This is a genomic window from Burkholderia sp. S171, assembly GCF_009766085.1.
Classification (GTDB): Bacteria; Pseudomonadota; Gammaproteobacteria; order Burkholderiales; family Burkholderiaceae; genus Caballeronia.
This window is the reverse complement of record NZ_LMUF01000035.1, coordinates 34,936-61,910: the sequence shown is the minus strand read 5'-3', so window position 1 is coordinate 61,910 and position 26,975 is coordinate 34,936. Positions and strand designations below refer to the sequence as shown.

Sequence of the window (26,975 nt, the reverse complement as noted above, 5' to 3'; positions counted from 1 at the left end):
CCCTCAGGTCCACCGGCGCAAGCACAATCAACCAAACAGCAGCGCCCCAACTGCAAACGGAAAAACCTCTTAAACCGTTCTCCACCCCGACCGGAACCGCCCGGCAAGCTTCTCAATACGGCGCGCCAGCCATCCAATCGCCCGCTGATCCGGCCGCGGCGCCAACGTGAACACTACCTGCGCCGTACTCCCCTTTTCCGTGCTCAGCCACAACCGCTCACGCTCACGCAGCTTCAACGAATCGCCCGGCACAAGCCAGTAATCTTCCGTATCGTTGCTACGTGTAGCCCACACCGGCGCACCCTGAACGACCAACCGGACGCTGCGGCCAATCTTCATCGGAACGGTTTCACCATCGCCAATCTCAAACGTGATGCTTGTGGATATTTCTCGCATGACAGCCTCCGCCAAAATTCGTGTTGATGGCTATAAGATAGGCTCAGCATACGTTTAAGCAAAACGAGCAATTTTCTTCGGTTTGTGAGATAAATTCACATAGACAACTCGAGAGACCGCCCGTGGACCTCCGACAACTCCCCGCCCTCAACGCGCTGCGCGCCTTCGAAGCCGCTGCGCGTCACGAAAGCTTTTCACGCGCCGCCGACGAACTCTTCGTCACCCATGGCGCCGTCAGCCACCAGATCCGTGCGCTCGAAGCCGATCTCGGCGTCACGCTATTTGTTCGCGACGGCAAACGCGTCCGCCTCTCGGACATTGGCCGCCAATACGCCACCGAGGTTCGCGCCACGCTTTCCGCCCTCGCGGAAGCCACGCGCCGCCTGCGCTCGGGCGAACGGGACCGGCGGCTGGTGGTGTCGATGCTGTCGTCGTTTTCAGCACGCTGGGTGACGCCGCGGATTGGCGGGTTTATCGAAGAGCATCCGGAAATCAACCTCGAATTGCTCTCGACCAACACACTGACCGATTTCACGCGCGACGACGTGGACGTCGCCATCCGTTTCACGAGCCTCGGCAAATACGCCGGATTGCACGCGGAAGAATTGCTCGATGAAGTGTTTTTCCCGGCGTGTTCGCCGAACTTCAACGGCGGCAAGCTGCCGCGCACGCCCGCCGAGATGGCCGACGCACCGCTGCTCCGCTCGTCCGACGAGCTCTGGAAGCCGTGGTTCGACGCAGCGGGGCTCGCGGACTGGCCTGAGCCAAAACGCGGGGTTTTATACGAGGATTCGTCGAATTTGCTGCAGGCGGCCATGCAAGGCCAGGGAATTGCGCTCGTGCGCCGGTCGCTTGCCATGCATGAAATCGTAGCGGGGCGGCTCGTGCGGCTGTTCAACGTCGACTGGCCGAGCCCGTGGAATTACTACTTCGTATGCCCGCCCGCGTTGCTGGGAACGCAACGCGTGCAGGTCTTTCGCACTTGGCTCTTCGATGAAATCATGCGCTTCAAGCAACTCTACGAATGCACGCCGGCTGCCTGCGACGCACCTGTGCTGCCGCTGCCGGTCGCGCCGGAGCTCAGGCTCAAAGTACCACTTTGACCATCGGGTGACCGGTCAGCGCGCGATAGATATCGTCGAGATGGGCGCGGCTTTGCGCCCGCACGGTAATGGTCAGGCCCGTGTATTTCCCGCCCGACGACGGGCGCACTTCAATGCGCTCCATGTCGAACTCGTTGTCAAATTCGCGGATCACGGTGACGACGGCATCGCGGAATTCCGGATGCGTCGCGCCCATGACCTTGATCGGGAAATCGCAGGGGAAATCGAACAGGGCGTCGATATCAGGTGAGCTCATGGTGTTCTCCATCACAGGACGCCCGGTCCACCCGGGCGTCGTACAGCAGGCATAGATGGAGCCGGATCACAAAAATCCAACCGCCGCCCTGCCTTGCCGCTTACTTCTTCAGCTAACTTCGTCCGCTTACTTCTTCTTTTGCCACATCATCAGCAGCGAATCCCACGTCCGGCCGACAAAACCGGCTTGCGGCACGTCCTGCAATGCGACCAGCGGAAACTGCGCCACTTCCTTGCCGTCCGCCATCATCTTCACGGTTCCAACCTGCTGGCCCTTCTTGATCGGCGCAACGATGGTGTCGTTATGCGTGACCGTCGGCTTGACCTTGTCGCCCATGCCCTTCGGCACCGTGATGTACTGATCCGTCTCCACGCCTGCCTTCACCAGGTTGTCCGTGCCCTTGTAAACACGCGGCGACTCGATCACCTGACCCGCCTTGTACAAACGCAGCGCGTCATAGGCCGTATAGCCGTAGTTCAGCATTTTCAGGCTGTCCTGTACCCGGTTGTGCTCTTTCGGCTCGCCCATCATCACGGCGACCAGACGGCGGCTTGCGTCGGGAACACCGTCCAGCGGACGTTTCGCGGAAGCGATCAGGCAATACCCGGCGGCCTTGGTATGGCCGGTCTTCAGGCCGTCGACAGTCGAATCAATCCACAGCAAGCGGTTGCGGTTCGGCTGCTTGATCTTGTTATAGGTGAAATCCTTCACCGAGAAGATGCTGTAGTACTCAGGAAAATCGCGAATCAGGCGCGTGGACAACACGGCCAGGTCGCCCGCCGTGGTGTAGTGCTGCGGGTCGGGCATGCCGTTCACATCGGCGAAATGGGTATTTTTCATACCAATCTGTTTCGCCGCCGCGTTCATCAGCGCGACGAAATTCGACTCGCTGCCGCCCACCAGTTCAGCCAGCGCAATAGCCGCGTCATTACCCGACTGGATGATCATGCCGTACACGAGATCGTGCACGGTCACCGGCTTGTTCGCTTCGATGAACATGCGCGACTCGTCCGTGCCCACGCGGCGCACAGCCTCGCTCGGCATGACCGTCTGATCCATGTTGATCTTCTTCGACTTGAGCGCGTCGAAGACAAGATAAGCGGTCATGAGCTTCGTTAGCGACGCCGGCTCCGAGCGCTCGTCCGGGTTGCCGGAAGCAAGCACCTGATTACTGGTTGCATCGACGAGAACCCAGGAACGCGCCGTGACATCGGGCGGCGGCACTTGTGCAAACGCAGTCGCGGCGACAAGGGTCGCCGGCAAGACGATAGCGGCAGTGACAGCGCGGTGAATGGAGGAAGGTGCAACGAAAGACAAGCTTGAAGGGGAAAAGCGCATAGGTTCGGATCGGCAGAAAAAACATCGGCGAGTCAGGCATTCCCTTCAAGGAAACACGCAACGCACGGGTTGTACAGGCGGAGGGTCAGTCCAGTAGAGCGCTTGGGTGACATTGTTAAACGTCGTGCGACAAGCGGATTGATTGGACTCGTCAGGACCCGCCCGGGTTGCATGGGTTTTGTTTGACGGCTTTTAAATCGTGGCCGAACTACCGATGCATGGCAGACCGTTTTAACCGCGACGTAAAGCACGCAACACTGCAAAAACCCAAGACAAACCCGGCGTGAGCCTGGTTGAATCTTGATCCGCCGGCGCGGCGTAAAACGCTCGCTGGACTGACCTCCGCGCGCTTCGATACTCGAGCGGCGCATGGGCTTGACGTACCCGGTTTTGCAGATGCCGGACACGTGCCGCATGCGCTACGGCGAGCGCTGAACCGACAAGCGGTCGCGCAAAAGTCTGCGCCATTATACGCGTGCGCCAAACCGCTTTTGCCGCGAAAGTGGCTGGATGTGCCGGGGATTCGTGAAAAGAAGAACAAAAACGGCGATAAAAACGACTGCGGCGCAAAGCCTTTGAAAGCCTCGCGCCGCACGTTGATTCAACAGAAGGTTGGTGTTGGTGAAGCGTAAAACCGAGGGCGGCTTAACGCCACGCGTCGACGATAATCTTCTTCAGCACATGCAGCTTGCGATGAAAGAAATGCTCGCCGCCGGGAATCACCACCACGGGCAATTCCTGCGGCCGCGCCCAATCGTAAACCGAGCTGATAGGCACGGTATCGTCCACTTCACCGTGAATCACGAGCGTGTTGTCCGGCACCTCGGCCACCTGCCAATTGCTCGCCGCTGTCCCCGCGAACACCATCCGCTCAATGACCTCGCCCGACTCGCGCAAGTGCTTCGCCACATGCGACATCACGAAGGTGCCGAACGAGAAACCGGCGAGCACCAGCGGGACATCGGCCTGGCCCGGCTGCGCGCGCATATGCTCGACCACGGCCAGCAGATCGTCGCGTTCACCCGTCCCGTTGTCGTGCTCGCCTTGGGTTTCACCCACGCCCCGAAAATTCGAGCGATACGTGATGTACCCAAGCTGCACGAGCGTGCGCGCAAGCGTCTGCGCGACCTTGTTGTCCATCGTCCCGCCGAACAGCGGGTGCGGGTGCGCAACCAGCGCAATGCCTCGCGTGGGCGCTCCGTCGGCGGGCCGATCCAGCGCGACTTCAATCTTGCCCACCGGGCCGTCAATCAGAAACCTGTCAGTCTGTGCGTTCATTGCGTGAGCCCTCAGACCACGGGCTGATCGATCAGCAAACGCTCGACGATCTTGCCGTTCACCAGATGCGAATCGACAATTTCATCGATATCCGCTTCATCCACATACGTGTACCAGGTTCCTTCGGGATACACGACGACCACCGGCCCCAGTTCGCAGCGCTCGAGGCAGCCGGCCTTGTTGATGCGGACCTTGCCGTCGCCCGCGAGTCCGAGCTGTTTGACGCGCTTCTTCGCGTACTCCTGCATGGCCTGCGCATTGCAATTCGCGCAACTCGGGCGCGTGGCGTCGGGGTCGCGTTGGTTAAGGCAGAAGAACACGTGATATTTGTAGAACGGGTCCATGAGCTTGGCCGGAAGATGTTTGATGTTGTGGGATTTTTGTGGTGCTTTCAGCCAATTATAACGAGCGGCGCTTTTCGACGCCGTCACGCCGCCGGGCTAGAAATGCGCGCTCCGCAGTCGATGCCAGCCAGCCAAGTGCGGCATACGGCCACACCCACGCAAGCCACTGCGAAAGACCGTTGAAATGCAGATAACGCCCCTGGCGCCAGTCGGCGAGGACGATATCGAAGTAGGGATTGACCGGCAGGAGATTCACCAGCACCAGCGCCACGATCAGCGCGAGACCGGCCAGCGTTGCACGCCACGCGCGCGAGCATCGGAGGGAAAGCAAACTCACCAGCGTTCCGCACGCTATGCCGGCAATGGCGCCGTCGGTAGCCCAGTCGAACGTGAGCCCGGAGCGCGATTGCAGGAACGTGGCTCCCGCCTTCGCGCCGAGTGTCGCGATCACCAGGCCGATCAGCAGCCGCACGCGTGGCGCGCGGCTGCGCATGGGCAACGTGGCCAGCACCAGCGCGGCAAACAGGTTGAGCGAGGTGATGAGCGTTTCCCAGCCGCCGTCGGGGAGCTTGGCGCCCAGTTGCGCCGGCCAGGCCGCGACACTCCATGCAGCAGGCGCCCACGCGATCAGCGCGTCCTGCATGACCGGGTCGATGCTCGACCACAGCACGCGCGGCAAATCGCCGACAGCGAACAGGAACGGTGCGGGATACATCGCGGCGAACGGCCAGAGCCCGGATAAGCCGATCATGTACGCCGCATCGCGCTCGAACCACATGAAACGCATGCGCCGCAACAAGCCTCGGTCGAGCAACATGCTGGTGGCGGGCGCGGTGAGCGCCGCGCCCAGCAGCGCGCCAAGGGCGTTTGCGGCCAAGTCGAGATTCGACGCCACGCGGGTGGGCAGATAGGTCTGCACGGCTTCCATCGAGCCCGACAACATCGCCCCGCCGATAAACGCCACGCCCGCCGCAAGCGCGCCACGCCAACGTGGATAGAGCGCGAGCACGGCCAGTGCGCCGAACGGCATGTAACCGAGCACGTTGGTGATGACGTCGAACGCGGTGAGATATTGCGGCAGGGGATCCGTGAGATACGCGAACGGGCCGATTCCAAGCGTTCGCCAGCCGGAAAAGGGATACAGCGACCCGTAGACGATCAGCATTGTATAAACCGCCAGCGCCTGTCGCGAGAGCGCGGACGGCCGGCGCTGCCAGTGCTTGAGAATCATGCGCGCCGCCGTCGTTCTTGCCCTTGTTTTTGCCCTGTAGCGCAGCGTGCCGCGCCGGCATGCGTGGCAATCACTGGGCGACCCTGGGCACGTTCGAGGCCTTCAACGCGATCACTGCGATGCGACCAGCGGCTGCACGCCGAGCCACGCCGCCATTTGCGCGATCAGGTCGTCGGACGCGGCGGCAAGCGCACGCGCGCCGCCGGCGGCATCGGCCGTGTACGAAGGCGCCCGCGCGATGAACGTGCGCTGGCTGACGACCGTCCCATGCTGCGATAACGTCACCCGCGCCGAGACCTCGCCATGGCTCTGCTCGGGGGCATCGAAGACTTGCTCGAAGTCCGTCAGATCGACTTGCAACGTGGGCGCGCGCACCGGGTCGGCACCCGTGAGCACCGGTCCGCGCGAGGCCAGCGCACCGCGCAGGCGCTGCGTGAGCAACTCCGCGGGCGACATGGTCCAGTGGCTATCCGCATAACTGCCGGTGCGCTGGGCGTCGGCATATTTCAGGCGATACACGAACGCGTCCGTATCCAGGTTCTTCGCTGCACTCACCGACAGCACCTTCACCGGCGGCATGGTCATGGTGTTGCCAAGCGGCGTGGGCGCACCCAGGTCGTAGCGGATATTCGATACCGCCGCGGGCGGTCCAGACGCGCAGCCTGCCAATATGGCAACAACGGCCACGCTGATAAAACCGGAGCGCGCCCGCGGCAGCGGGCGCGCAGCACGCTTGGAAAAGCGCATCGCCTGCAAGATCGTGTGTGGCATCACAGTTCCCTATTTCAAGATCAAAAACGCTTGGACATCGCACTCTAGTCCGCCAAATTTCTGCGGGCAGCGGACTCGGTGCCGATGCTTCTGCGCCTTGTTTTACAACTTCATTTCGACGAATTCGATGTCGCCGACGGCCACTGGAAACCCGGCTCGCCCGGTCCCGGCGTCGGCTGCGGCGCGCCAAACAGCACGCTGCGCGGATTCCGGTTGAAGGTATCAGCCGCACGATCCACCGAACGCGCGGCACTGCTCACGTCGTCGGACAGGGAATTCACGCGCGGCAAGGTCTCGTAACCCACCCGCGCGGCCATCTCCTGCAACGACTCGTTGACTTCGTTCATCACCTTGCCGGCGCGTTCAGCCGCCTCACCGGCCTTGTTCATGTTGGTCACGAACGGACCGTCCGCCCGGCTCAGGCTGTTCGCGAGCGCATTGGTTGAAGCGAGCGTCTGGTCCAGTTGGTTCAGCGTGCGCGGCAACTGCTCTGCCACCGGGCCGACCTGCTTGCTCAACACAGAAATGCTGTCAGCCGCGCCTTGCAGACTTTTGGCGGTTTGCTGCACCTGATCGCGCATGTCGTCGGACAGGAATCTGTCTGCGTCGTCGGCAATCCGTTCAAACTTTTTGATCAGGATGTCGCCGCGTTGCTGCAACTGGTCGAACAAGCCCGGCCGCAGGGGCAGCGACGCCACCTTCTGCGCAGATGACGTCAGCGGCGCCGGATCCTTGCCGGTATCGTCGAGTTGCACGAATGCAATCCCCGTCACGCCCTGAAAACCGAGCGTGGCGAACGTGGACTGCGTGATCGGCGCGTTCTTGTCGACCTCGATACGAATGCGGATCTGCCCCGGATTGGCATGGTCGAACTTGATGGACGTCACCTTGCCCACGCCTAACCCGCGATACCGGACGTCGGCGTCGGTGTACAAGCCTGTCACGTTGGTGCGCGCGACGAGGTCGTACGGCACGCGCACGGTGCGGTCCACGTTGAAAAAGAACACCGCGAGGCCGATAGCGACCAACAGCCCGATAGTGAACAGACCGGCCCAGAACGCATGGGATTTGTTTTCCATCAGCAGGTTCCTTTTTTTACTACGTACTGCCAGAGCTTTCCTGAAAACCGTTCATGAGAACGCCCGTAAGAACGGCTAGAGTGCGGGACCGCAAGGTGCGTCTTCCAGCGCGATTGCCGGTAATTTTGCGCGACGCTCCGGCGGCAGCGCCTGCAGTGCGCGCCTGCCGCGCCGCCCAAGAAAATATTCGCGGATAAACGGGTGATCCACGGCCACCGCCTCTTCCACGGGCGCTGCCACCAGCACCCGCCGCTCAGCCAGCACCGCGACCCGTGTGGACAGCGCGACCATGGTATCGAGGTCGTGGGTAACGAGAACCACGGTCAGTCCGAGCGCGCGATGCAGCGTGGCGATCAGATCGACGAACTCGTCCGATGCCTTTGGGTCCAGCCCCGCCGTGGGTTCATCGAGAAAAAGCAATTCGGGTTCAAGCGCGATGGCGCGCGCAATCCCTACGCGCTTGACCATGCCGCCCGACAACGCCGACGGCATCTTGCTCATGTTCTTGCACGACAGCCCGACCATTTCGAGCTTGAGCATCACGAACTCGCGGATCAGGTCCTCCGGAATCTTGCCCAGTTCGCGAAACGGTTGCGCGATGTTGTCGTACACCGACAGCGACGAGAACAACGCACCCTGCTGGAACATCATGCCGGAGCGCGTACGCAGGACGCGCGCGGTGTCCTCGTCCATGTTCGCCCACTCGTCGCCAAGCACGCGGATGGTTCCGGATGTGGGCGACTCCAGCCCGAGCATCTGCCGCACGAGCGTGGTCTTGCCGGAGCCCGACCCGCCCAGCAACGCGAGGATCTCGCCGCGCCGCACTTCCAGGTTCAGATGCTCGTGAATCACCGTACGGCCGTAGCGTTTCGTCACGTCCACGACTTCGATCACCGGTTCGGCGGTGACGGGCGTCGGTTTGTCGCGAACGGCGGATGCAAGGGTAGCCGACATCAGATGCCCACCGACTGGAAGAGGATGGCGAACACGGCGTCGGCGAGAATCACGATCGTGATGGACGACACCACCGAGGTCGTTGTCCCCTCGCCCAGGCTCTGCGAATTCGCCTTGATCCGGAAGCCGAAATGGCACGCAGCCAGCGCGATCAGCATGCCGAACACCACGCCCTTGCCCAGCCCGATCCACAGGTTGGCGATCGGCACGACCGAGGGCAGCGAGCGCGCAAAAAAGGACAGGTCGATACCCAATACCAGCTTCGCCGCCAGCGCGCCGCCGAGCAGCGAGACCATGTTGGTCCACATGACCAGCAGCGGCATGGCAATGCCGAGCGCCAGCACGCGCGGCAGCACGATCCGCAGGCCGTGCGGGATACCCATGACCTGCATGGCATCGAGCTCTTCCGTCACGCGCATCACGCCGATCTGTGCGGTGATGGCGGAACCGGAGCGGCCAGCGACCAGGATAGCCGACAGCACCGGCCCAAGCTCACGGATCACTGAAAGCCCCAGGATATTCACGATGTACTGATTCGCACCGAACATGCGCAGTTGTTGCGCGGACAGATAGCTCAGCACGATACCGATCAGGAACGCCACGAGCGCGGTGATACCAAGCGCCTGCGTGCCCGCGCTATAAATGTTCGCGGAGATTTCGGTCCACGGAATGCGCTTCGGCCGCCGCACCAGCCCGATCAGATCAAGCACGAAGCCGCCGAACAAGGCGAGGCCGCCTTGCAGATGCTCGAAGAACGAGAACAGCATCAGGCCGAAGCGCGTGATGGGATCGACACGATCGATTTGTTCAGGCTCTTCGCGATTCGCGTCGAGCAACGCGACCCGTTCGAAGATTTCCCGTTGCGTGTCCGAGAGCGTGACGCGCTCCGGCAACTTCCTGCCCCACACACGCCACAGCGCTTGTCCACCGACGTGATCGAGCCGCTCGACTGGCAGGAGATCCCACTGCCTGATTGCTTCCTGCCCGACGCTGCGCAGCCGGTCCACCACGCCGCGCTTGGAGCTCGCGTGGTCACGCGCCAGTGCGAATGCCGTCCACTGGCCGGAAAGCCGGACAACTTTTCCCTGCTGGCCGGACTCGACCTTCAGGCCGGGCGGAGTGTCGAAGTTCAAGGCTTGAAAACGCTCCGGATGGGGTGGAGGGAGAAGCCATTGTAGCGAAGGTACGTGATGGAATCTCGATCAGGCGGGGCGTTGGCCAATCGGCCAGTGTTTCGGCGCCCAGGCACGCTGCAACGGCCGGCATGCGCGTCGTTGTGCGTACTTTCCCGCCCAGCCCCGGGCCGCCAGATCGCTACAATGCGGATATGAACTCATCCAACTCGTCTTTCCCGCTCGACGCCGCCTGGCGGATCGACCGCGACCGGCTGATGTCGCTCGCCGCGCGGCCGGTGCGCGACTGGCCGATCGAGATCGTCGATGAAACGGGCTCCACGAATGCCGACCTGATGGCGCAGCTCAAGGAGCAGCCTCGCAACAAGACGTCGGCGTCAGCGTCGGCGCCCGACTCGTTCTCGCCACGTTCGACGCTGAAGGCCGCCGATGGCACCCCGTTTGTGCGGGTTGCGTACCTGCAGACAGCCGGCCGGGGCCGCCGGGGCCGCGCGTGGGTGGCGCAACCGGGCAACGCGCTGCTGTTTTCCATCGCCTGCGTATTGCCCCGGCCGCTCGAAGGGCTCGCGGGCCTGAGTCTCGCAATCGGCACCGCCGTGCTTGAGGCGCTGAACGGCTTGCCGCTGGCGGCATCGGCGAGACTGGCGCTGAAATGGCCGAACGACATCCTGCTGGACGACGGCAAGCTCGCCGGCATCCTGATCGAAACCGCGTGGAATACGCCGCGGGCGAGCGCGGTGGTGATCGGCATTGGCATCAACCTGCACGGCGCGGCGGAATTGGCAGCCGAACTCGATGAAGCCCAGCGTCGACACGCCCTTCCCATGCCGGGCAATACGCCGGCGTCCTTGTCGCGGGCGTGGCCCGAAGCGAATCTCACCGATACCCTCGCCGCCGTCCTGAACGCACTCGATGCCACCCTCGCACGTTTTGCCGCCGATGGCTTCCGCCCGTTTCGCCAGCAATGGCTCGCCGCGCACGCCTACGCGGGACGCGAGGTGGTGCTGCTTGAGCAAGGCGTGGAAGTGGCGCGCGGCGTGGCGGTTGGTATCGACGATAACGGCCAGTTGCAGATCGACACGCCCGCGGGTCTGAGGACCGCCACCACCGGCGACGTCTCGCTGCGGCTTGCGGAGCAGCGGCCGTGAGTGGTGCACCGTTTCTGCTTATCGATGCAGGCAATAGCCGGATCAAGTGGTCGCTGGTCAGCGCTACTTACGAAACGCTGAACGGCGGCGCGTTTGATCACGTCGAGGTTGAAGCCGCTCCCGCAGATATAACCGATTGGTCCAGCTTGCCGACGCCTGCAAGCGCTTGGATTTCGAACGTGGCGGGGCCGCGCGTGGGCGAGCGCATAGCCGCCCTTCTTGATGCACGCTGGCCCGGCTTGCCCCGCACGATTGTGCGCGCTCAGGCGCAACAATCGGGCGTAACGAATCGCTATACGGAACCAGCGGCGCTTGGCAGTGACCGTTGGTGCGGCATGATCGGCGCCCACGCGGCATACCCCGAAGAAAACTTGCTGATTGCCACCATCGGCACGGCGACGACACTTGAAGCGCTACTCGCCGATGGCACCTTCACAGGTGGCCTGATTGCACCCGGCTGGCTGCTGATGATGCAGTCACTCGGCACCCATACGGCACAATTGCCCACGCTTCTGCCTGACACCGCCCGACGCGCAATCAGCTCATCCAACGGTATTTTCGCCACCGACACGCGGACGGCTTTGTCATCGGGATGCCTGCTCGCGCAGGCGGGTTTGATAGAACGGGCGTGGCAGGATCTGCGCGCCCAATGGAACAACGACGTACGCCTGATTCTCAGCGGCGGCGGCGCCAGCGAAGTGGCGGGCGCGCTCAAGGTGCCGCATACTCGCCACGACTCCCTCGTGCTCGCGGGGCTAGCATTGATCGCTCGCGAAGCCGCTGTTTCCCGTTCACCTGATTGATGGAGCGCTTTCCATGTTGCGCTGGCTGCTCGCCCTGTTGTTTCTGGCAAACCTGTTGATGTTCGTTGTCGTGCAAGGCGTGTTCGGACCGCTGCCGTCGGCCGGCGGTCGCGAACCGCAACATCTCGACCGGCAAGTGCATCCGGAACTGGTACGGGTTCGCCCGATCACCCCCGAAGAAGCCGCCGATCAGGCCGTGGTCGGTGGCCCCGCGCCCTCGGCCGCCGTGCAGGCTGCACCGCTCGCGCAATAATCGTTTCGGCTAACGCACTTATCCCTGCGTGCGCACTTTCTTGAGCAATGCGGTTGTAGAGCGATCGTGCTCGAACGGAATGGCCAGCGCCTTGCCGCCCCAGCTCCGCACCAGCGCCGATTCCGCCAGCTTGTCCATGTCGTAATCGCCGCCTTTCACCAGCACGTCCGGATGCAGTTCGCCGATCAGCTCAAGCGGCGTCGATTCCTCGAATTTCACCACCCAGTCCACGCTTTCCAGCGCGGCCAGCAGCGCCATGCGATCGTCTTCGCGATTGATCGGCCGGTCGTCGCCTTTGCCGAGCATGCGCACCGACGCGTCACTGTTCACGCCAACGATCAGCGTTGCACCTAGCGCCTTCGCATCGGCGAGATAAGTGACATGGCCGCGATGCAGGATATCGAAGACGCCGTTCGTGAAAACCACCGGCGACGCGAATTGCGGACGCACAGCAGCGAGCGCGTCGCGCGTCATGATCTTGCGTTCGAAAGGAGCGGGCATGTCTATAAGCGATGAGGGATTCAGAAGGAGCGTAGTGTGCCACGCGTGCCGGCGCGTTTACTTACAGCAACGTACAAACGTGTTTGCGCATGGAACGCGCCCTTCATAAACAAACGGCCCGCCGGTCACAAACCGGCGGGCCGTTCAGAACAACAAGCTGGAATTCCCGTCAGGCCGGCAGTTGCGATGCGGCTTGTGCAGCCTGCAGCCGCAACACCACTTCCTTGCGATACCGGTTCAACTCCTGCGCCGTGACGAACGAACGCTCGAACAGAATGGAAAGGTTATGCAGGATCCGTTCGACAACTTTCTTTTCCCAACTGTCATCGAAACGAATTTGTTCGTCGAGCCAGTGTTCGAGCCACTCCGGATCCGGCAAACGCGACTGAATGGTGTCGCGCGGAAACAGCGCCTGGTTCACGTGGAGATTGGTCGGATGCAGCGGTTTTTCCGTGCGCCGTGCCGAAGCCATCAGGACACCGATCTTCGCGAACGCAGCGCGCGCGATATCACCGGTCTGCGTCATCGCTTTCTTCATGTAACGCAGATACGCGCCGCCGTGACGCGCTTCGTCGCGCGAAATGGTTTCGTAGATGTGCTTGATCACCGGCTCTGTATGCCATTCGGCCGCGCGCCTGTACCAGTGGTTCAGGCGGATCTCGCCGCAGAAGTGCAGCATCAGTGTTTCGAGCGGGGGAGCGGGATCGAATTCGAAGCGAACGGCGTCCAGTTCTGCTTCGGTCGGCACCATTTCAGGCTTGAAGCGGCGCAGGTATTCCATCAGCACGAGCGAGTGTTTCTGCTCTTCGAAGAACCACACGCTGATGAACGCCGAAAAATCGCTGTCGTTGTGGTTGTCGCGCAGGAACATTTCCGTGGCGGGCAACGCGGACCATTCGGTGATCGCGTTCATCTTGATGGTCTTGGCTTGTTCGTCGGTGAGCAGCGCCGAGTCGAATTTGTCCCAGGGAATATCTTTCTCCATGTCCCAACGAACCGATTCCAGCGATTTATACAGTTCCGGATAAAGCATCGTGTTCATAGTCCACCCCTGGTTTGCAACGTAGTGCGACAGTTCTGTCTGTTGTAACTTTAGCCGGCTACGCGCGGGAATCCGCGCCGCCAGCGGCGAAGCTTTCAATTTTACGCGGGAATCAGGCGCTCAGATGCAAAAACGGTAAAGAAGCGCCTGTCGCGTCCTTCTGCGACTTTTTGCCCGTTGCAAACGCGGCAGTAAGCGGCGTTGCAATGTCTACCGTGGGTAAGGAGCGAACCCTGTGCCTGAGGTAAGTACGAAGCGCGAGCTGTGATGCAACTCGTTTAAAGCCTTTTTTGATACTTTGTTAAAACCGTGTTGCTTGGCGAGCCCCTTGTCAGACTTACTCCGCCGTACTGCTGCGTACGCCGCGTGAAGCATGCCTTTCGTGCGTGACAGGCGCAAGGCGCAACGTGTTTCCGCTACGCCCCGGTTCAACCATGAATCGTAACGCTGGTCACGCCCGGGCTGCCTTCGCCGCATCGCCCGTAGTGCGAAGCAGACTGTGCAGCAGACCATGCAACAAACCGCCCGTCGATCATAGCATGGCACTATGGCACCACTGCGTTACAGCGTCTTCAATCGGCCCAAGTCCCGCGACGTTCAGCACGCCGTCAGGAAGCTTGCGCCGTAATGCGGGGCTGCTGCCGCCGACCCACATTGCGACCTTCGGAGGCAGCACCGCGCGCAACTCCGTGAGTCCGTTGACCACGGCCTGCACGGGCATGGAAGCGGAAAACGACAGCGCGACAATTTCGATTTCATGGGCCAGGACGGCGTCGACAATGTCCTGCTGCGGCGTCTGCGTTCCAAGCGCAATGCATTCGCAATCGGCCAGCGCGAGCATGGCCTCCGCCATCAAGATGCCAAGCCCATGCCCCTCGCCCGGCAGCGTGGTGAGCAGCACCCGCGGATGCGTGCCGCGCCCGCGCAAAGCTTCGGAAAGCGGACGCATCAGTGAGCGCAGCGTGACCTGCATGGCTTCACTGAACAGGTGCTCGTGATAGACCTGCAGCGTGGCTGCAGCCCATGCATTGCCCACTCTTGCCGTGAGCGGCGCAGCCACGTCGAGAACGAAACGCGCGAGCCCTTCGCGCGTGGCGCGCTTGAGCAGCTCGAAGCGGAAGTCGTCGTAGCGGCCTACGCGCAGCAGCTCAACGAGCCGGTCCAGTTCCACGTCCGGCGCGTCCTGCCCCAAGCCTGAATCTTCAGCCAGCTGCTGCAGCCGCACGATGGATTGCGGCAACACTTTGCTCGGCCTGTGGCCCGCGTCCAGCAGGCGCTTGACCAGCCGGAGCTTGGTCACCTGCTCTTGCGGATAGAGCCGCTCGCCACCCGATGACCGCAACGGTTGCGGGAAGCCGTAACGCCGCTCCCAGACACGCAACGTGTCCTTGGTCAGCCCGATCTCGTTAGCAATCGCGCCAATACCAATGCCAATGCCCGCCATACCCGCGATATCCGCCGCAGTACCGTCCTCCGGCGTGTCCGTTGTGTCGGGAATCACCACCGCTCCAGCCTCACTGCTCGCCGTAACGTTCATGGACAGACCGGTTTCCGATGTATTTGTCATGGACAAACTCTTGAATATAGAAATTAGACAGCGAAGCAAAAATCGCCTCAATTCCATTATCTATGGACTTTCACAACAATTCGAAACATTATTGATCATAGACGAAAATTCTAGTTTGCAGTGGACAAAACATTGTCAGCAAATGACCGTTTAATTCCCGCTGCGTGCATCCATCGCGACCGGGATTGCGTAAATCACCTTGAACGCGGCATGAGCCGCCGCCGGTAGTTCCAAACAAAGAGCCGTCAGAGCCATCAGGCAGTCGACACAAAAGATAAAGACACACGGAGCAACGTCATGAAAGTTGCGGTAATCGGAGCGGGGATTTCTGGACTCGCCTGCGCTTATAGGCTGGCGAAGGCCAAGGCGGGTATCGATGTAACGCTGTTCGAGGCCGGCAGTTACTTTGGCGGTCATACGAACACGGTGGACGTGACACTCGACGGCATCACGCATGGCGTGGATACCGGTTTCCTGGTCTTCAATCACCAAACCTATCCGAACCTGGTGAAGCTGTTCGAAGAGCTCGACATCCCGACCACCGCGACCGATATGTCGTTCTCCGTATCGCTGACGGACCGTGGGCTGGAGTGGGCGGGCAGCGACCTGAACACGGTCTTCACACAGCGTCGCAATCTGCTGCGCCCGGCATTCCTGCGCATGCTGGCCGATATCCTCCGCTTCAACCGCACGACCACCGCATTGGCGCGGGCTGGCAAGGACGTTCAACTCGCCGAGCCGGTGAGCAGTTTTCTCGAACGCGAAAAGTTTTCGACGGCATTCCGCGACTGGTATCTGCTGCCGATGATCGGCGCGATCTGGTCGTGCTCCACATCGCAGATGATGGCGTTTCCTATTGGCACGCTGATTCGCTTTTGTCATAACCACGGCCTGCTGCAGGTCAACGACCGGCCGCAATGGCACACCGTCAACGGCGGCGCACGCGAATACGTGCGGCGGATGCTGCCCGTCATAGGCGATGCCCGCGTCGATGCGCCCGTGACATCGGTGAGACGCAGTGCGCAGGGCGTGGAGATCGATAGCGCGCGAGGGTTGGAACACTTCGATCACGTTGTGCTTGCGTGCCATAGCGACCAGGCGCTGGCCCTCCTCGCCGATCCCTCGCATGACGAATCGGCCACGCTCGGCGCGATCGGCTATGCGCCGAATCGCGCAGTGTTGCATACGGACACTTCGCTGCTGCCGGCGCAACGTGCATGGTCGGCATGGAACTACGAAAGCCGCACCGGCAAGCTGGGCGGTGAGCCGCAGTTATGCGTGCATTACCTCATCAACAAGCTGCAACCGTTGCCGTTCAAGACGCCCGTCATCGTCTCGCTGAATCCGGTGCGTGAGCCGCGGTCCGACACGGTGATGCGTGAGTTCGCCTACAGCCACCCTGTATTCGATCAAGCCGCCGTGCAGGCGCAACGCAATTTGCCGTCGATGCAAGGCGTACGCAATACGTGGTTCGCGGGTGCATGGACCGGCTACGGATTCCACGAGGACGGCCTGAAGTCCGGGCTGGCAGCGGCGGCGAAGCTGACCGCCCTTGCGACCTTCGCAACATTAGGCAGCAACGAACCGGCGCTTGCAGCATGAGCACGCCCGCCTCTCAATCCTTCGATGCCCCCGACCTGCTGCTCGTCGGGCCCGTGCGACACAAGCGGCTACGCCCGGCACGCAATGCGTTCTCGTACGGCGTCTACACGTTGCGGCTACCGCTGCGCGCACGCGCCGCAAGGCTGGCCCAAGGCGCGCAGCGCGATTCACGCTTGTTCGCGACCAATCGATTCGGCTTACTAAGCTTTCACGACAGCGACCACGGTGCAGAGGGACAAACGGCGCTCCAATGGATCGAGTCGATGCTGCATGAAAACGGCATCCACGACGCCACCGGCGAGATCTTCCTGCACACGTTCCCGCGCGTGCTGGGCTACGTTTTCAATCCGGTGAGCTTCTGGTTCTGCGAGCGCGCGGACGGCACGTTGCGCGCCGTGGTCTGCGAAGTGAACAATACCTTCGGCGAGCGCCATTGCTATCTGCTCGATCCAGGCAGTGGCGTCCTGAACGGCACGCCGCTTACGGCCACCAAGGTTTTCCACGTGTCGCCGTTCTGCAAGGTGCAAGGAAAGTACACGTTCCGCTTCATGTTTGCATCGCCGAAACGCGGCAAACCGTTGCGCTCACTCGCGCGCATTGACTACGACGATGGCGAAGGTCCGCTACTGCTGACCAGCATCGCGGGAAGCGCGCGCCCGCTCGATGCCCGCAACGTGCTGCGCGTGTTTTTCGGCTATCCGCTGATGACGTTTGGCGTCGTCGCGAAAATCCATTGGCAAGCGCTGAAACTGTTCTTCAAGCGCGTGCCGTTTCTGAGCAAACCCACTCCGCCGGCTGCGAACGTCTCGCACGAGCGGGCCGAATTGCCGACCAGGTGACTTGCAAATGTCGACACAGCCCTCCTCCCCTTCATCGTTACGCAGTCCGGTTGCATCCTGGTTCATGCGGCCCCTGCTGCGGACCCACGGCGCGTTACGAAAACCCGCGGCTGCGCGCGTGGTGCTCAGGCTCTTGAGCCAGCTTCAATACGGCGTCCTCGAGGTCCATCTCCCCGACGGCACCACGCGCCGTTTCGGACAAGCGCCCGACGCTCCCGGCAACCCGCCTTACGCGCGTGTCGTGCTGACTAACTGGAACGTATGTGCGGCGGCGCTGAAGAGCGGCGATATCGGTTTTGCAGAGACTTATCTGGCGGGCGACTGGCATACCGACGATCTCGCCGCGCTGCTCGACATCATGGTGCGTAACCGCACGACGATAGAAGCCGTGATCTACGGTTCGTGGTTCGGCAAGCTGACGAACCGCTTCCGCCATCTGCGCAACGCGAATACGAAAGAAGGCAGCCGCCGCAATATCCACGCGCATTACGACCTCGGCAACGCGTTCTACAAGCTCTGGCTCGACAGCACGATGACCTACTCGAGCGCGCTCTTCGACGGCTCGCCGGACCAGACGCTCGACGACGCACAACGCGCGAAATACCGGCGGCTGTTGAACGAGCTGAAACTCGAAGGCGTCAATCCAAGCGTGCTGGAAATCGGTTGCGGCTGGGGCGGATTCGCACAACTCGCTGCAAGTGAAGCAAAAGCGAATGTGACCGGCCTGACGCTGTCCACGGAACAACTCGCTTACGCGCAGCAGCGTCTGGCAGACGCGGGGCTCAGCGACCAGACGGATCTCCGCCTGCAGGATTACCGCGATACCCACGGCCAGTTCGACGCAATTGCATCCATCGAAATGTTCGAAGCCGTGGGCGAGGAATATTGGCCGAGTTACTTTGAATGCATCAAGCGCAATCTCAAGCGTGGCGGCCGGGCATGCGTGCAGACGATCACTATCGACAATGCGCTGTTCGATCGTTACCGGACGAGTAGCGACTTTATCCAGCAGTATATTTTTCCAGGCGGTATGCTGCCCTCGCCCGCCGTGTTCGCGCAATCGGCGGAACGCCACGGGCTGAAAGTGGTCAACCAGTTCTCCTTTGGCCGCGACTATGCGCGCACGCTCAGGATGTGGCGCAACGCGTTTGTTGCGCGGCTCGACGAGATTCGTGCACAAAGATTCGACGAACGATTCATCCGCTTGTGGGACTTTTACTTATGTTATTGCGAGGCCGCGTTCGCGCACTCGAACACCGACGTCATCCAGTTCACGCTGGAACACGCCTGATTGCCAGGATCGCTGCGCTTGCTGTCATCCTGATCGTCTTGCCGATTCAGGCATTTGCTTTCGACGCCGCATCGGTCGTGCGTCAGACGATTCCGCAAGCGCGCGTGCAGGGCGAAGGCGAGTTGCGCATGTACGGTTTTCATATCTACGACGCCAAACTGTTTGTCGGGCCGACGGGTCTGTCGAGCAAGGAATTGACGGCGCGGCCGTTTGCGCTGGATATTGAATATGCGCGTGCTTTCAAGGGGCCCGCGATCGCCAAGAGAGGCCGTCAGGAAATGGACGAGCTGAAGGTGGCGAGCAAAGAACAGACGGCGCAATGGCAAGCGCAGTTGGAAAAGATCTTCCCGGACGTGCAGCCGGGAGATCATGTCATTGGCGTATTTGTGCCGGAACGCGGCACGACATTTTATGCTGACGATAAAGTCATCGGCACGATTCCCGGCGACGACTTCGCTCGCGCTTTCTTCTCGATCTGGCTCGATCCGCGCACGTCGGCGCCGGGCTTGCGCAACCAGTTGCTCGCCAACGGCGCGGCGCAGTAGGTTAGCGTTTCAAGCGCATAGCCACAACGCCGCTTGAAGCGTGGATCAAAGCGGCTTCTTTCGTGGCGCCGCTTTTCTGGCAGGCGCTTTCTTAGCTGCGGCTTTCTTGTCCGCGGGTGGCGCGTCGGCTTTCGGCGGTGATGCGGCTTCGGGCGGTTCTACGTCGTCATCGCCGTCGTTATCGTTGTCGTTGTCGTTGTCGTCATCGCCGTTTTCGTCTTCATCCGTGCTCATGCTCGGCGCGGCGGCGCCGGCATTTTGTTGCGCCATCGCCAGCGTTGCAAGGTTGTTGAATTGTGACTGAAGCAAGTTCCACCAGCCCGAAGGATCGAATGAAGCGTCGTTCCCGCTGGCTTCATTTGGCGCTTCCGTTCCCGGCTTCGGCTGCGGCTGCGCTTCCGCCTTCGGCTTTTCCGGCGGCGGCGCGGGCCACCCGGAAGCAGCCGATGACGCCGCCGACGAGGTCTTCGCCTTCTCCACCGATGACTGCGCGAACGCGCCGAACGCGCGCAATGTGGCAAGCGTCGCGCGCTGCACTTCCAGCGCCTGGATAGCCGATTGCAGCATGTTCAGGTTGAGCTTGAGCCATTGCTCGACCGCACGCATGTCCTTGATGCGCTTGTCGAGTTCTTCCACGTTCGTGAGCGGCGCGAGCATGTCGGACATCATGGACAGCGACGGGGATCCGCCCGGCGCAGCGGCTGCCGCGAACGGGTTCAGCTTCATCATGTCCCACATCTTTTCCATCATGTCGCCCTGGGGAAAACCGGTCATGCCTGGGAAGCTTCCAAAGGGCGGCGTACCACCGGGCGTATCGGTCATGAGACTTTCTCCTTGATGCTGCGGGTACGGTTGAATTTGGCGGAAACCACAAGATAGTCGATGCGGACCTAAAACGGCGATCCGCCCGGGAACTCCGGCGCGCGCCGCTCACGCAGCGACTTGATGCCTTCCTGCACATCGGGCCCGGAAAAGCCCATGAATTCGAGCGCCAGCGAGGTATCGAAGGCCGGGCCGGCCGTTCGCAGCCAGTTGTTCAGCGCGTATTTAGTCCAGCGGATGGCGGTCTGCGAACCTTGCGCCAAACGATTCGCGACCTCGAATGCTTTCGTCAGCAATTCGCTTTCGTCCACTGCCAGCGACACCAGCCCGATGCGCTCCGCTTCCTCGCCGCTCACCGGTTCGCACAACAGCAGGTAATACTTCGCTTTCGCCATGCCGCACAGCAACGGCCACACGATTGCCGCGTGATCGCCGGCGGCCACACCGAGCCGCGTGTGCCCATCGATAATGCGCGCCGTTTTCGCAGCGATGGAAATATCGGCGAGCAGGCCTGCCACCAGTCCCGCACCAACCGCCGGTCCGTGCATGGCCGAGACGATCGGCTTGCTGCAGTTGATCACGTTATAAACGAGATCGCGCGCCTCGCGCCAGACTCGCGTGCGGACCTCGAAGTCCGACGCCATTTGTTCGACCAGATGCAAGTCGCCGCCACCCGAAAACCCCTTACCCTCGCCGCGAATCAACGCCACGCGCGTGTCAGGATCGCGATCGATATCGCGCCAGATATCCGCCAGCTCGCGATGCATGTTCGCGTCCGCCGTCGCGAGTCCGCTCTTGTTCGCACCCTCGCCGTTCATCACGATTTCAAGCACGCCATGGTCGTGCCGCCGCAATTCCAGCGACGTGTAATGCGCGTAAAGAGACAGGTCGCTCATGGTCGTGCCTTTGCTAAAAAGAAATCAACGCGGTTGATAGATCCACTTGCCGTTCTCGATCTCCGCTATTACACGAGCACGTTGATCGAGACCGATATGATCGTTCGGCGTCATGTTAACGAGGCCGTTCGAGTCCGCAAAATTCTTCGTGTTTTCCAGCGCATCGCGCAAGGCGCCGCGGAACTCTGGCGTGCCCGGCGCACCCGCCTTCAACGCAATCGGCACCGCGCGGTTCAGCAACATGCCCGCGTCCCACGCATACGAACCGAACGCCGAAACCGTGCCAGCGCCGTACTTCGTTTCATACAGTTTGATGTACTCCAGCGCGAGATGTTTCGCCGGATGATCGTCAGGCAGTTGCGACGCGACGAGCACCGGGCTCGTCGGCAAGAACGTGCCGTTGCAATCCGCCCCGCACACGCGCAGGAAGTCGCGATTGCCCGTGCCGTGGTTATGATAAATCACGCCTTTGTAGCCGCGTTCCCGCAGCGTCTTCGGCGGCAGCGCGGCGGGCGTTCCCGCTGCGCCTACGACGACCGCGTCCGGTTTCGCCGCGAGGATCTTCAGGACCTGGCCGGTCACGCTGGTGTCGGTACGGTTGAAGCGTTCGTTTGCCACCATCGTGATGTGGTGAAGCTGCGCGAACTTCGCGACTTCTGCATAAAAGGTCTCGCCGAGTGCATCGGCCTGACCGATAAACGCCATCGTTTTCACGCCATGATTGCTGGCATGTTCGGCAATGGCGGACGCCATCATGGCGTCGGTTTGCGGCGTCTTGAAGACCCAGTGGCGTTTGGCATCGACCGGTTCAATAATCTTCGATGAAGACGCGAGCGAGATCATGGGCGTCTGACCGTCGGCGACCACATCGATCATGGCAAGCGAGTTCGGCGTAATCGATGAACCGATGATCGCGTCCACGTGATCTTCGGAAATCAGCTTCTTCGTGGTCTGCACGGCTTGGGTGGTGTCGGAGGCGTCATCGAGGATGATGTAATCCACCGGGCGGCCGCCCATTTCCTTTGGCAGCAACGCCACCGTATCGCGTGCCGGAATGCCCAGCGACGCCGCCGGCCCCGTCAATGACAGCACCAGCCCGATCTTCACATGCGGCGTCTGCGCCCAAGCCGCCGTTGAAACTGTGAGTGTGAGCAAGACACCCACTCCCAATTGCCTGACCGCCGCTCCCCATCTGCCGCCTGACTGCATCGAAGTCTCCTTGTTGTGAGTGCGCCGACGCAGGTTTTTGTAAGCGTTTCGACGCAATGCGGCAAGTGTAGGGCGGTGCAGCATGTGAGCGCATCGGGCGAAACCCCTTACTGGCGGCGTCGCTTATTCATCGGCTACTCGTTCAGCTACTCATTCAGCGCCACGACCGACTGATCGATAGCACCGAAAATCGACCTGCCGGCTTCATCGAATATTTCGATCTTCACGCTGTCGCCGAACTTCATGAACTCCGTTGTGGGCGCACCGTGTTCGATAGTCTCCAGGCAGCGCTTCTCGGCGATACAGCAGTAACCCCGCTTCGTATCCTTGTTCGAGACCGTGCCCGAACCCACGATCGATCCCGCGCGCACATTGCGGGTCTTCGCAGCGTGGGCGATCAATTCGCCGAAGTTGAACACCATGTCGGTGCCGCAATCGGGCTGGCCCACTTTCTTGCCGTTCCAATGCACGGTCATCGGCCGATGCACGCGGCCCTCGTGCCATGCATCGCCAAGCTCGTCCGGCGTGACCGCGACCGGCGAGAACGCCGTGGCCGGTTTGCTCTGGAAAAACCCGAAACCCTTGCCCAGTTCCGCAGGGATAAGGTTGCGCAGCGAGACATCGTTGACCAGCATCAGCAAGCGAACGTGCCTGAGCGCGTCGGCGGGTTTGACGGCCATCGGCACGTCGGTTGTGATCACGGCCACTTCGGCTTCGAAGTCGATCCCATAAGCCTCCGATGCACACACGATATCGTCTTCGGCTCCGAGCAAATCGTCGCCACCGCCTTGGTACATCAGGGGATCGGTCCAGAATTCGGGCGGCATTTCCGCTTTGCGGGCGCGCCGCACGAGTTCGACATGGTTCACGTAAGCCGAGCCGTCGGCCCACTGAAACGCGCGGGGAAGCGGCGCCATGCAGGCTTTGGGGTCGAAGGCGAACGAGTGCCGCGCGCGGCCCTGGTTAAGCGAATCCGAGAGATCGAGCAACTGCGGCGCGTAAAAAGTCCAGTCGTCCAGCGCGCGTTGCAGCGTCGGTGCAATCGCGTCGGCAATGGCCGCCGTGCGCAAATCACGCGATACGACGACCAGTTGGCCGTCGCGCGTTCCGTCCTTCAGCGTGGCAAGTTTCATAAGCCGTTTTGTACGTTTAGTGACGATGGAGGAAATCTATTTTACGATGGTGAATCATGTCGAGGCGGTTTTGCGATGATTCGGCCGATGCGGTGGAATGGTTCGCTGCGTTTGCCGATTCGTTTTTCAGGGATGGTGGACGTCGGCGTTGAGCAGCGATGGCGTTTGCCGGTTGCCGTGCCCTTAGCTGTCTACGTCGCCATTTGGTCCGCTCACGCGCCTCTGACCTAACCTTGTTTTGTGAACCGGCTCGCGCCGTTATCGATTTCTCCATGCCCTCTCCCAGCCGTCCCGGTTCGTCCGCGTTGCCCTCATCCGAACAGGCCGAAGCCGACGATGTCCTCGACTCCGCCGATTCAAGCGACAACGCCGACGCCACCGAGGAAAAATTCCGCTCGGGCATCCAGTCGATCGAAGTCGGCTTCCGCCTGCTCGACGTGCTGACCAACGAGCCGCGCGCGATGATGCTGCGCGATCTCGCCCAGCGCGCCGGCATGAGCCCGGCGAAGGCGCATCGTTACCTGGTCAGTTTCCTGCGGCTTGGCGCGGTCTCTCAGGATCCGGTCTCGGGGCGTTATGAGCTCGGTGGATTCGCATTGCAGATGGGTTTGGCGCGCCTCGCCCGAGTCGATGGCGTGAAGCTCGCGCGCATCACGCTGACGGGGTTGCGCGACCGGCTTGACCTGACCGTGGGGATCGCGGTGTGGGGCAATCAGGGCCCGACCGTCGTGCACTGGATGGAGTCAAGCTATCCGGCGAAGGCTTCGTTGAAACTCGGCGATGTCATGCCGCTGTTGTCATCGGCGACGGGTTTGCTGTTTGCAGCATGGCTACCGCGCAGCAAGACGCAAGTGATGCTCGATCGCGAACTCGCCGCCACGCGGCAGTCAATGGCAGACATTGAACCCGTGCTCGCCGAAATCCGCGCGCACGGCGCGGCGCGGGTGGAAGGCATGTTGCTGCCGACCATCCATGCGTTCTGCACGCCGGTGTTCGACTCGACCGGCGATCTCGCGCTCGGGCTGATTGCGCTCGGCCAGGAAGGATCATTCGATACCCGCTGGGGCGGCGACATTGACACTGCCTTGCGCGAGTGCGCGGGGCAGCTTTCTTACGAACTCGGGTACAAACCGGGCGAGCGGTAAGACTTGAGGATCGTACGATGCTCACGAGCGCGGAACATCGCGGCGTGCCCGCGAGTCATATGCGTTTCGTGCGCGTGTCGCGGTGTCGCGTTTTGCGTGGCCCTGCTTGATCCTTTGATCACTTGCGCTCTCTTATGATCGTTGCCGATTGTTCCCCCGGCAGCGTTTTACCGCTTGCCTGACCACGCGCGTTTCCGAGCTACCCGATGCCGTTCTCCCTGCTTCGCCGACGTCGCCCCAATGCTGGCGCATCGTCCGACAATTTGGCCGCCGCCCCCTCCCTTCGATGGGTCGTGTGGCTAATCGTGCTGCTTGTTGTGGTGGCACTGCATTGGGCTGCGGGACGCTGGGTAGACAGGAGCAGGAACGCATCGAATCCGCAGCCGGCTGAACATGTTCCGGTGCAAGTCGAGTTGCTAACGCCCAAGCCGATAGCGCAAGCACCGAAGCCTGTCACGCCGCCACCGCCCGCTCCCAAGCCCAAGCCAGTGCCGCAACCCCAGCCCTCGCACGCCATCACGACGGCACAGACTGAACAGGCGGCTCAAGTAGCTCAAGCAGCACAAGTAACGCAAGCGGCTCAAGCAGCAGCAGTCGCGCAAGCAGCCGCCGCAGCACAAGCCGCGGCGAAGGCAGCAAGCGACGCAGCAGCCTCTCAAGCAGCGGCCGCAACCGCCGCCGCAGCAGCACCCACAACCGGCGATAAATTCAGCGTCCCGCCCTCGGGCGAACTTCGTTACGACACGCGGATCAATGGCGTGATGAATCAGGTCGGCAATATTCATTGGGTCAACGACGGCCAGCACTACGAGATGGTCGTCTCCATCCCCTTGCCGTTCGTCGGACCGTATGTGTATTCCAGCAAGGGCCATATCGATGGTTTCGGCATTGCACCCGAGCAATACTCGGAGCAGCGTGGCCGCCGCGCCGCCGACATCACCGTCTTCGATCGCACCACGAAGCAACTGGTGTACACGCGCACACCGAACAACCAGCCGCTTGCCGACGGTGCGGAAGACCGTTTCAGCGTTGTCATGCAGTTGTCGAGTCTGGTGCGCGGTTCGCCCGATACCTATAAACCCGGCGTAGTGCGTCAATTCAGCGTCGCCGATAACGACAGCAACGAGATCTGGCCGATAGAAACCGTCGGCGATGAAAACGTCCAGACCGCAGACGGCAACGTACAGGCCCGCCATTTCACCCGCCTGCCACGACGCGACGGTGATCGCCGACGCCTCGATATCTGGCTGGCACCCACGTTGGGCTGGCTGCCCGTGCGTATTCTGCAGACGGAGCCGAATGGCATGCAGATCGAAATGCTCTGGCGCGGCAAGCTGCAACCGCCGTCCACCACGCCCGGGCAATCCGGTGCGGGCACGCCGGATGCGTCTGAAGATGCAACACCGGCTGCGACGGGATCCGATAAACCCTGATATCGGCTTATTTCAACGCTGGCAATTTAACGCTGGCTTAAGTCAGGCGGGCTATGCTTAACGGCATAAAGATTCGACGAAAAACTCCGTTAAACAGGTAATGCCAGAGCGTAGGCGAATGTGTGAAGATGGGTTCGATCGCGAACTGTTGCGGCCCCTCAACAGGGCCAGCATGGAAGTGCTGATTAAACGGGTACGCACGGGTCGAGATGGTTGCACAGCGGTTGTACTCACATAGGTTGAAGGTTTCGCTGGGGTTGTCGATGCGATCCGCGATGTCAGTATGAAGGGGCAATCGGCATCGATTAAAACGCCCAGGCGGGTCATTGCCGCCGATGCAGACGAAAGCGGTGGTGAATTCAAGCATGGATGCAAGATTCGCAATACTTGACGCGCCACATCTGTCCCCAGTAGAAGAAACACATCGTTTCAGGGCACTTCTGGAAACATTTATGCGGGAGAATGTCTAACAAAGGTCCTCGATGGGCTTTCGGTCTCTACGTCGAGGCCACCCCTTGAATTCCAACCCAAACGCTCAATGTAAGACGGTGAAACGCCTTACGGGCAAACAGGAATAAGGAGTGTCGCCATGCAAATGATCTACAACAGCCCTAACTATTGTGTAGTCGAATTCCCGCCGCAGGACAATCATCTCGCGATGAAAGCGGGGGGTTACGAGATCGTGGACAAGACCATGCAGCGCGAAATCTTCATTGACGGCGCACTCGCCGCGCGCTTTCGCGAGCATGTCCAGAAGTTGATGCAGGAAGAACAATCGTTGGAAGATGTGGACGAGTTTCTCGGCCAGTTCGACATCTTGATGAACCAGCCGGTGATCCTTCACTAAACGTTGCACCTGGCGT

29 protein-coding genes are annotated in these 26,975 nt (G+C 61.3%); 11 read left to right on the top strand and 18 right to left on the bottom strand.

Annotation, left to right across the window (positions count from 1 at the left end):
* Nucleotides 1-69 precede the first annotated feature (69 nt).
* Nucleotides 70-396 carry a DUF2917 domain-containing protein gene (locus GSQ93_RS18515; RefSeq protein WP_158937115.1) on the bottom strand — a complete coding sequence of 109 codons (327 nt, stop codon included), beginning with the start codon at nt 394-396 and terminating at the stop codon, nt 70-72.
* Nucleotides 397-518: 122 nt separating this feature from the next.
* On the opposite strand from GSQ93_RS18515, the gene GSQ93_RS18510 reads away from it, so the two are divergent.
* Nucleotides 519-1,499: a transcriptional regulator GcvA gene (locus GSQ93_RS18510; RefSeq protein WP_158937114.1), complete on the top strand. Its 981-nt coding sequence runs from the start codon at nt 519-521 to the stop codon at nt 1,497-1,499.
* Here the strand turns inward: GSQ93_RS18510 and GSQ93_RS18505 are convergent.
* From GSQ93_RS18505 to GSQ93_RS18465, 9 genes are all read right to left on the bottom strand, one after another.
* Complete coding sequence (locus GSQ93_RS18505) at nt 1,483-1,755, bottom strand: DUF493 family protein (protein WP_158937113.1); 273 nt, start codon at nt 1,753-1,755, stop codon at nt 1,483-1,485. The two genes, GSQ93_RS18510 and GSQ93_RS18505, sit on opposite strands and share 17 nt — an antisense overlap.
* Before the next feature lie 126 nt (nt 1,756-1,881).
* Nucleotides 1,882-3,093, bottom strand: coding sequence for a D-alanyl-D-alanine carboxypeptidase family protein (locus tag GSQ93_RS18500; RefSeq protein ID WP_158937112.1), 1,212 nt, complete (start codon nt 3,091-3,093; stop codon nt 1,882-1,884).
* A gap of 645 nt (nt 3,094-3,738) precedes the next feature.
* Nucleotides 3,739-4,371 carry an alpha/beta hydrolase gene (locus tag GSQ93_RS18495; RefSeq protein WP_158937111.1) on the bottom strand — a complete coding sequence of 211 codons (633 nt, stop codon included), beginning with the start codon at nt 4,369-4,371 and terminating at the stop codon, nt 3,739-3,741.
* A gap of 11 nt (nt 4,372-4,382) precedes the next feature.
* Nucleotides 4,383-4,715, bottom strand: coding sequence for a ferredoxin (locus tag GSQ93_RS18490; protein WP_158937110.1), 333 nt, complete (start codon nt 4,713-4,715; stop codon nt 4,383-4,385).
* A 55-nt stretch (nt 4,716-4,770) separates the two neighbouring features.
* On the bottom strand, nt 4,771-5,946 hold the full coding sequence (locus GSQ93_RS18485; protein ID WP_158937109.1) for a VanZ family protein: 1,176 nt from the start codon (nt 5,944-5,946) through the stop codon (nt 4,771-4,773).
* A 111-nt stretch (nt 5,947-6,057) separates the two neighbouring features.
* Nucleotides 6,058-6,693 carry an ABC-type transport auxiliary lipoprotein family protein gene (locus GSQ93_RS18480; RefSeq protein ID WP_254073937.1) on the bottom strand — a complete coding sequence of 212 codons (636 nt, stop codon included), beginning with the start codon at nt 6,691-6,693 and terminating at the stop codon, nt 6,058-6,060.
* 134 nt (nt 6,694-6,827) lie between these two features.
* Nucleotides 6,828-7,796, bottom strand: a complete 969-nt coding sequence (locus GSQ93_RS18475; protein ID WP_158937107.1) for an MlaD family protein — start codon at nt 7,794-7,796, stop codon at nt 6,828-6,830.
* 75 nt (nt 7,797-7,871) lie between these two features.
* Complete coding sequence (locus GSQ93_RS18470; protein ID WP_158937106.1) at nt 7,872-8,750, bottom strand: ABC transporter ATP-binding protein; 879 nt, start codon at nt 8,748-8,750, stop codon at nt 7,872-7,874.
* Nucleotides 8,750-9,883 (bottom strand): ABC transporter permease, encoded by a 1,134-nt coding sequence (locus GSQ93_RS18465; RefSeq protein WP_158937105.1) that lies wholly within the window; start codon nt 9,881-9,883, stop codon nt 8,750-8,752. The genes GSQ93_RS18470 and GSQ93_RS18465 overlap by 1 nt, the downstream gene beginning before the upstream one ends.
* A gap of 194 nt (nt 9,884-10,077) precedes the next feature.
* On the opposite strand from GSQ93_RS18465, the gene GSQ93_RS18460 reads away from it, so the two are divergent.
* The 3 genes from GSQ93_RS18460 to GSQ93_RS18450 are packed head-to-tail and all read left to right on the top strand — an operon-like array spanning nt 10,078 to nt 12,087.
* Nucleotides 10,078-11,031: a biotin--[acetyl-CoA-carboxylase] ligase gene (locus GSQ93_RS18460; RefSeq protein WP_158937104.1), complete on the top strand. Its 954-nt coding sequence runs from the start codon at nt 10,078-10,080 to the stop codon at nt 11,029-11,031.
* Nucleotides 11,028-11,834, top strand: coding sequence for a type III pantothenate kinase (locus GSQ93_RS18455; protein WP_158937103.1), 807 nt, complete (start codon nt 11,028-11,030; stop codon nt 11,832-11,834). Before GSQ93_RS18460 ends, GSQ93_RS18455 begins: the two co-directional genes overlap by 4 nt.
* 13 nt (nt 11,835-11,847) lie before the next feature.
* Complete coding sequence (locus GSQ93_RS18450; RefSeq protein ID WP_158937102.1) at nt 11,848-12,087, top strand: hypothetical protein; 240 nt, start codon at nt 11,848-11,850, stop codon at nt 12,085-12,087.
* 18 nt (nt 12,088-12,105) lie between these two features.
* On the opposite strand, the gene rfaE2 is transcribed toward GSQ93_RS18450, so the two are convergent.
* The 3 genes from rfaE2 to GSQ93_RS18435 form a co-directional block, all read right to left on the bottom strand.
* Entirely contained in the window at nt 12,106-12,588 is a 483-nt protein-coding gene (rfaE2, locus tag GSQ93_RS18445; RefSeq protein ID WP_158937101.1) for a D-glycero-beta-D-manno-heptose 1-phosphate adenylyltransferase, read from the bottom strand.
* 169 nt (nt 12,589-12,757) lie between these two features.
* Complete coding sequence (locus GSQ93_RS18440; protein ID WP_158937100.1) at nt 12,758-13,630, bottom strand: ferritin-like domain-containing protein; 873 nt, start codon at nt 13,628-13,630, stop codon at nt 12,758-12,760.
* A gap of 532 nt (nt 13,631-14,162) precedes the next feature.
* Complete coding sequence (locus GSQ93_RS18435; RefSeq protein WP_254073929.1) at nt 14,163-15,197, bottom strand: MerR family transcriptional regulator; 1,035 nt, start codon at nt 15,195-15,197, stop codon at nt 14,163-14,165.
* Between the two features lie 297 nt (nt 15,198-15,494).
* On the opposite strand from GSQ93_RS18435, the gene GSQ93_RS18430 reads away from it, so the two are divergent.
* From GSQ93_RS18430 to GSQ93_RS18415, 4 genes are all read left to right on the top strand, one after another.
* Nucleotides 15,495-16,799 (top strand): NAD(P)/FAD-dependent oxidoreductase, encoded by a 1,305-nt coding sequence (locus tag GSQ93_RS18430; RefSeq protein WP_158937099.1) that lies wholly within the window; start codon nt 15,495-15,497, stop codon nt 16,797-16,799.
* Nucleotides 16,796-17,638: a DUF1365 domain-containing protein gene (locus GSQ93_RS18425; RefSeq protein WP_158937098.1), complete on the top strand. Its 843-nt coding sequence runs from the start codon at nt 16,796-16,798 to the stop codon at nt 17,636-17,638. The genes GSQ93_RS18430 and GSQ93_RS18425 overlap by 4 nt, the downstream gene beginning before the upstream one ends.
* Before the next feature lie 64 nt (nt 17,639-17,702).
* Nucleotides 17,703-18,929 (top strand): cyclopropane-fatty-acyl-phospholipid synthase family protein, encoded by a 1,227-nt coding sequence (locus tag GSQ93_RS18420; RefSeq protein ID WP_254073936.1) that lies wholly within the window; start codon nt 17,703-17,705, stop codon nt 18,927-18,929.
* Nucleotides 18,860-19,474 carry a chalcone isomerase family protein gene (locus GSQ93_RS18415; protein ID WP_254073928.1) on the top strand — a complete coding sequence of 205 codons (615 nt, stop codon included), beginning with the start codon at nt 18,860-18,862 and terminating at the stop codon, nt 19,472-19,474. Before GSQ93_RS18420 ends, GSQ93_RS18415 begins: the two co-directional genes overlap by 70 nt.
* 45 nt (nt 19,475-19,519) lie before the next feature.
* On the opposite strand, the gene GSQ93_RS18410 is transcribed toward GSQ93_RS18415, so the two are convergent.
* The 4 genes from GSQ93_RS18410 to GSQ93_RS18395 all read right to left on the bottom strand — a co-directional run bounded on the left by GSQ93_RS18410 (nt 19,520) and on the right by GSQ93_RS18395 (nt 23,534).
* A complete protein-coding gene (locus GSQ93_RS18410) occupies nt 19,520-20,296 on the bottom strand; it encodes a PhaM family polyhydroxyalkanoate granule multifunctional regulatory protein (protein WP_158937095.1) in 777 nt (258 codons plus the stop codon).
* Nucleotides 20,297-20,364: 68 nt separating this feature from the next.
* A complete protein-coding gene (locus GSQ93_RS18405) occupies nt 20,365-21,192 on the bottom strand; it encodes an enoyl-CoA hydratase/isomerase family protein (protein WP_158937094.1) in 828 nt (275 codons plus the stop codon).
* 24 nt (nt 21,193-21,216) lie between these two features.
* The gene (locus GSQ93_RS18400) at nt 21,217-22,401 is read right to left on the bottom strand and encodes an ABC transporter substrate-binding protein (protein ID WP_174254646.1); all 1,185 of its coding nucleotides are present in this window, start codon (nt 22,399-22,401) and stop codon (nt 21,217-21,219) included.
* Between the two features lie 146 nt (nt 22,402-22,547).
* On the bottom strand, nt 22,548-23,534 hold the full coding sequence (locus GSQ93_RS18395; protein WP_158937093.1) for a fumarylacetoacetate hydrolase family protein: 987 nt from the start codon (nt 23,532-23,534) through the stop codon (nt 22,548-22,550).
* Nucleotides 23,535-23,806: 272 nt separating this feature from the next.
* Here GSQ93_RS18395 and GSQ93_RS18390 point away from each other — a divergent pair, with 272 nt between their 5' ends.
* Together GSQ93_RS18390 and GSQ93_RS18385 are read left to right on the top strand one after the other, a co-directional pair.
* Complete coding sequence (locus GSQ93_RS18390) at nt 23,807-24,679, top strand: IclR family transcriptional regulator (RefSeq protein WP_158937092.1); 873 nt, start codon at nt 23,807-23,809, stop codon at nt 24,677-24,679.
* Nucleotides 24,680-24,885: 206 nt separating this feature from the next.
* Entirely contained in the window at nt 24,886-26,112 is a 1,227-nt protein-coding gene (locus GSQ93_RS18385; protein ID WP_158937091.1) for a DUF3108 domain-containing protein, read from the top strand.
* Between the two features lie 37 nt (nt 26,113-26,149).
* Here GSQ93_RS18385 and GSQ93_RS18380 read toward each other — a convergent pair whose 3' ends face one another.
* Entirely contained in the window at nt 26,150-26,479 is a 330-nt protein-coding gene (locus GSQ93_RS18380; protein ID WP_158937090.1) for a hypothetical protein, read from the bottom strand.
* Nucleotides 26,480-26,701: 222 nt separating this feature from the next.
* Between GSQ93_RS18380 and GSQ93_RS18375 the strand changes: the two genes are divergently transcribed.
* The gene (locus tag GSQ93_RS18375; protein WP_056358215.1) at nt 26,702-26,959 is read left to right on the top strand and encodes a DUF3567 domain-containing protein; all 258 of its coding nucleotides are present in this window, start codon (nt 26,702-26,704) and stop codon (nt 26,957-26,959) included.
* Nucleotides 26,960-26,975 lie beyond the last annotated feature (16 nt).

What these genes read in the sequence shown, in the direction of transcription:
- GSQ93_RS18515 (WP_158937115.1), bottom strand. Translation starts at nt 396, where the DNA reads ATGCGAGAAATATCCACAAGCATCACGTTTGAGATTGGCGATGGTGAA.
- GSQ93_RS18505 (WP_158937113.1), bottom strand. Translation starts at nt 1,755, where the DNA reads ATGAGCTCACCTGATATCGACGCCCTGTTCGATTTCCCCTGCGATTTC.
- GSQ93_RS18500 (WP_158937112.1), bottom strand. Translation starts at nt 3,093, where the DNA reads ATGCGCTTTTCCCCTTCAAGCTTGTCTTTCGTTGCACCTTCCTCCATT.
- GSQ93_RS18495 (WP_158937111.1), bottom strand. Translation starts at nt 4,371, where the DNA reads ATGAACGCACAGACTGACAGGTTTCTGATTGACGGCCCGGTGGGCAAG.
- GSQ93_RS18490 (WP_158937110.1), bottom strand. Translation starts at nt 4,715, where the DNA reads ATGGACCCGTTCTACAAATATCACGTGTTCTTCTGCCTTAACCAACGC.
- GSQ93_RS18485 (WP_158937109.1), bottom strand. Translation starts at nt 5,946, where the DNA reads ATGATTCTCAAGCACTGGCAGCGCCGGCCGTCCGCGCTCTCGCGACAG.
- GSQ93_RS18480 (WP_254073937.1), bottom strand. Translation starts at nt 6,693, where the DNA reads ATGCGCTTTTCCAAGCGTGCTGCGCGCCCGCTGCCGCGGGCGCGCTCC.
- GSQ93_RS18475 (WP_158937107.1), bottom strand. Translation starts at nt 7,796, where the DNA reads ATGGAAAACAAATCCCATGCGTTCTGGGCCGGTCTGTTCACTATCGGG.
- GSQ93_RS18470 (WP_158937106.1), bottom strand. Translation starts at nt 8,750, where the DNA reads ATGTCGGCTACCCTTGCATCCGCCGTTCGCGACAAACCGACGCCCGTC.
- GSQ93_RS18460 (WP_158937104.1), top strand. Translation starts at nt 10,078, where the DNA reads ATGAACTCATCCAACTCGTCTTTCCCGCTCGACGCCGCCTGGCGGATC.
- GSQ93_RS18450 (WP_158937102.1), top strand. Translation starts at nt 11,848, where the DNA reads ATGTTGCGCTGGCTGCTCGCCCTGTTGTTTCTGGCAAACCTGTTGATG.
- rfaE2 (WP_158937101.1), bottom strand. Translation starts at nt 12,588, where the DNA reads ATGCCCGCTCCTTTCGAACGCAAGATCATGACGCGCGACGCGCTCGCT.
- GSQ93_RS18440 (WP_158937100.1), bottom strand. Translation starts at nt 13,630, where the DNA reads ATGAACACGATGCTTTATCCGGAACTGTATAAATCGCTGGAATCGGTT.
- GSQ93_RS18435 (WP_254073929.1), bottom strand. Translation starts at nt 15,197, where the DNA reads ATGACAAATACATCGGAAACCGGTCTGTCCATGAACGTTACGGCGAGC.
- GSQ93_RS18430 (WP_158937099.1), top strand. Translation starts at nt 15,495, where the DNA reads ATGAAAGTTGCGGTAATCGGAGCGGGGATTTCTGGACTCGCCTGCGCT.
- GSQ93_RS18425 (WP_158937098.1), top strand. Translation starts at nt 16,796, where the DNA reads ATGAGCACGCCCGCCTCTCAATCCTTCGATGCCCCCGACCTGCTGCTC.
- GSQ93_RS18420 (WP_254073936.1), top strand. Translation starts at nt 17,703, where the DNA reads ATGCGGCCCCTGCTGCGGACCCACGGCGCGTTACGAAAACCCGCGGCT.
- GSQ93_RS18415 (WP_254073928.1), top strand. Translation starts at nt 18,860, where the DNA reads ATGTTATTGCGAGGCCGCGTTCGCGCACTCGAACACCGACGTCATCCA.
- GSQ93_RS18410 (WP_158937095.1), bottom strand. Translation starts at nt 20,296, where the DNA reads ATGACCGATACGCCCGGTGGTACGCCGCCCTTTGGAAGCTTCCCAGGC.
- GSQ93_RS18405 (WP_158937094.1), bottom strand. Translation starts at nt 21,192, where the DNA reads ATGAGCGACCTGTCTCTTTACGCGCATTACACGTCGCTGGAATTGCGG.
- GSQ93_RS18400 (WP_174254646.1), bottom strand. Translation starts at nt 22,401, where the DNA reads ATGCAGTCAGGCGGCAGATGGGGAGCGGCGGTCAGGCAATTGGGAGTG.
- GSQ93_RS18395 (WP_158937093.1), bottom strand. Translation starts at nt 23,534, where the DNA reads ATGAAACTTGCCACGCTGAAGGACGGAACGCGCGACGGCCAACTGGTC.
- GSQ93_RS18390 (WP_158937092.1), top strand. Translation starts at nt 23,807, where the DNA reads ATGCCCTCTCCCAGCCGTCCCGGTTCGTCCGCGTTGCCCTCATCCGAA.
- GSQ93_RS18385 (WP_158937091.1), top strand. Translation starts at nt 24,886, where the DNA reads ATGCCGTTCTCCCTGCTTCGCCGACGTCGCCCCAATGCTGGCGCATCG.
- GSQ93_RS18380 (WP_158937090.1), bottom strand. Translation starts at nt 26,479, where the DNA reads ATGCTTGAATTCACCACCGCTTTCGTCTGCATCGGCGGCAATGACCCG.
- GSQ93_RS18375 (WP_056358215.1), top strand. Translation starts at nt 26,702, where the DNA reads ATGCAAATGATCTACAACAGCCCTAACTATTGTGTAGTCGAATTCCCG.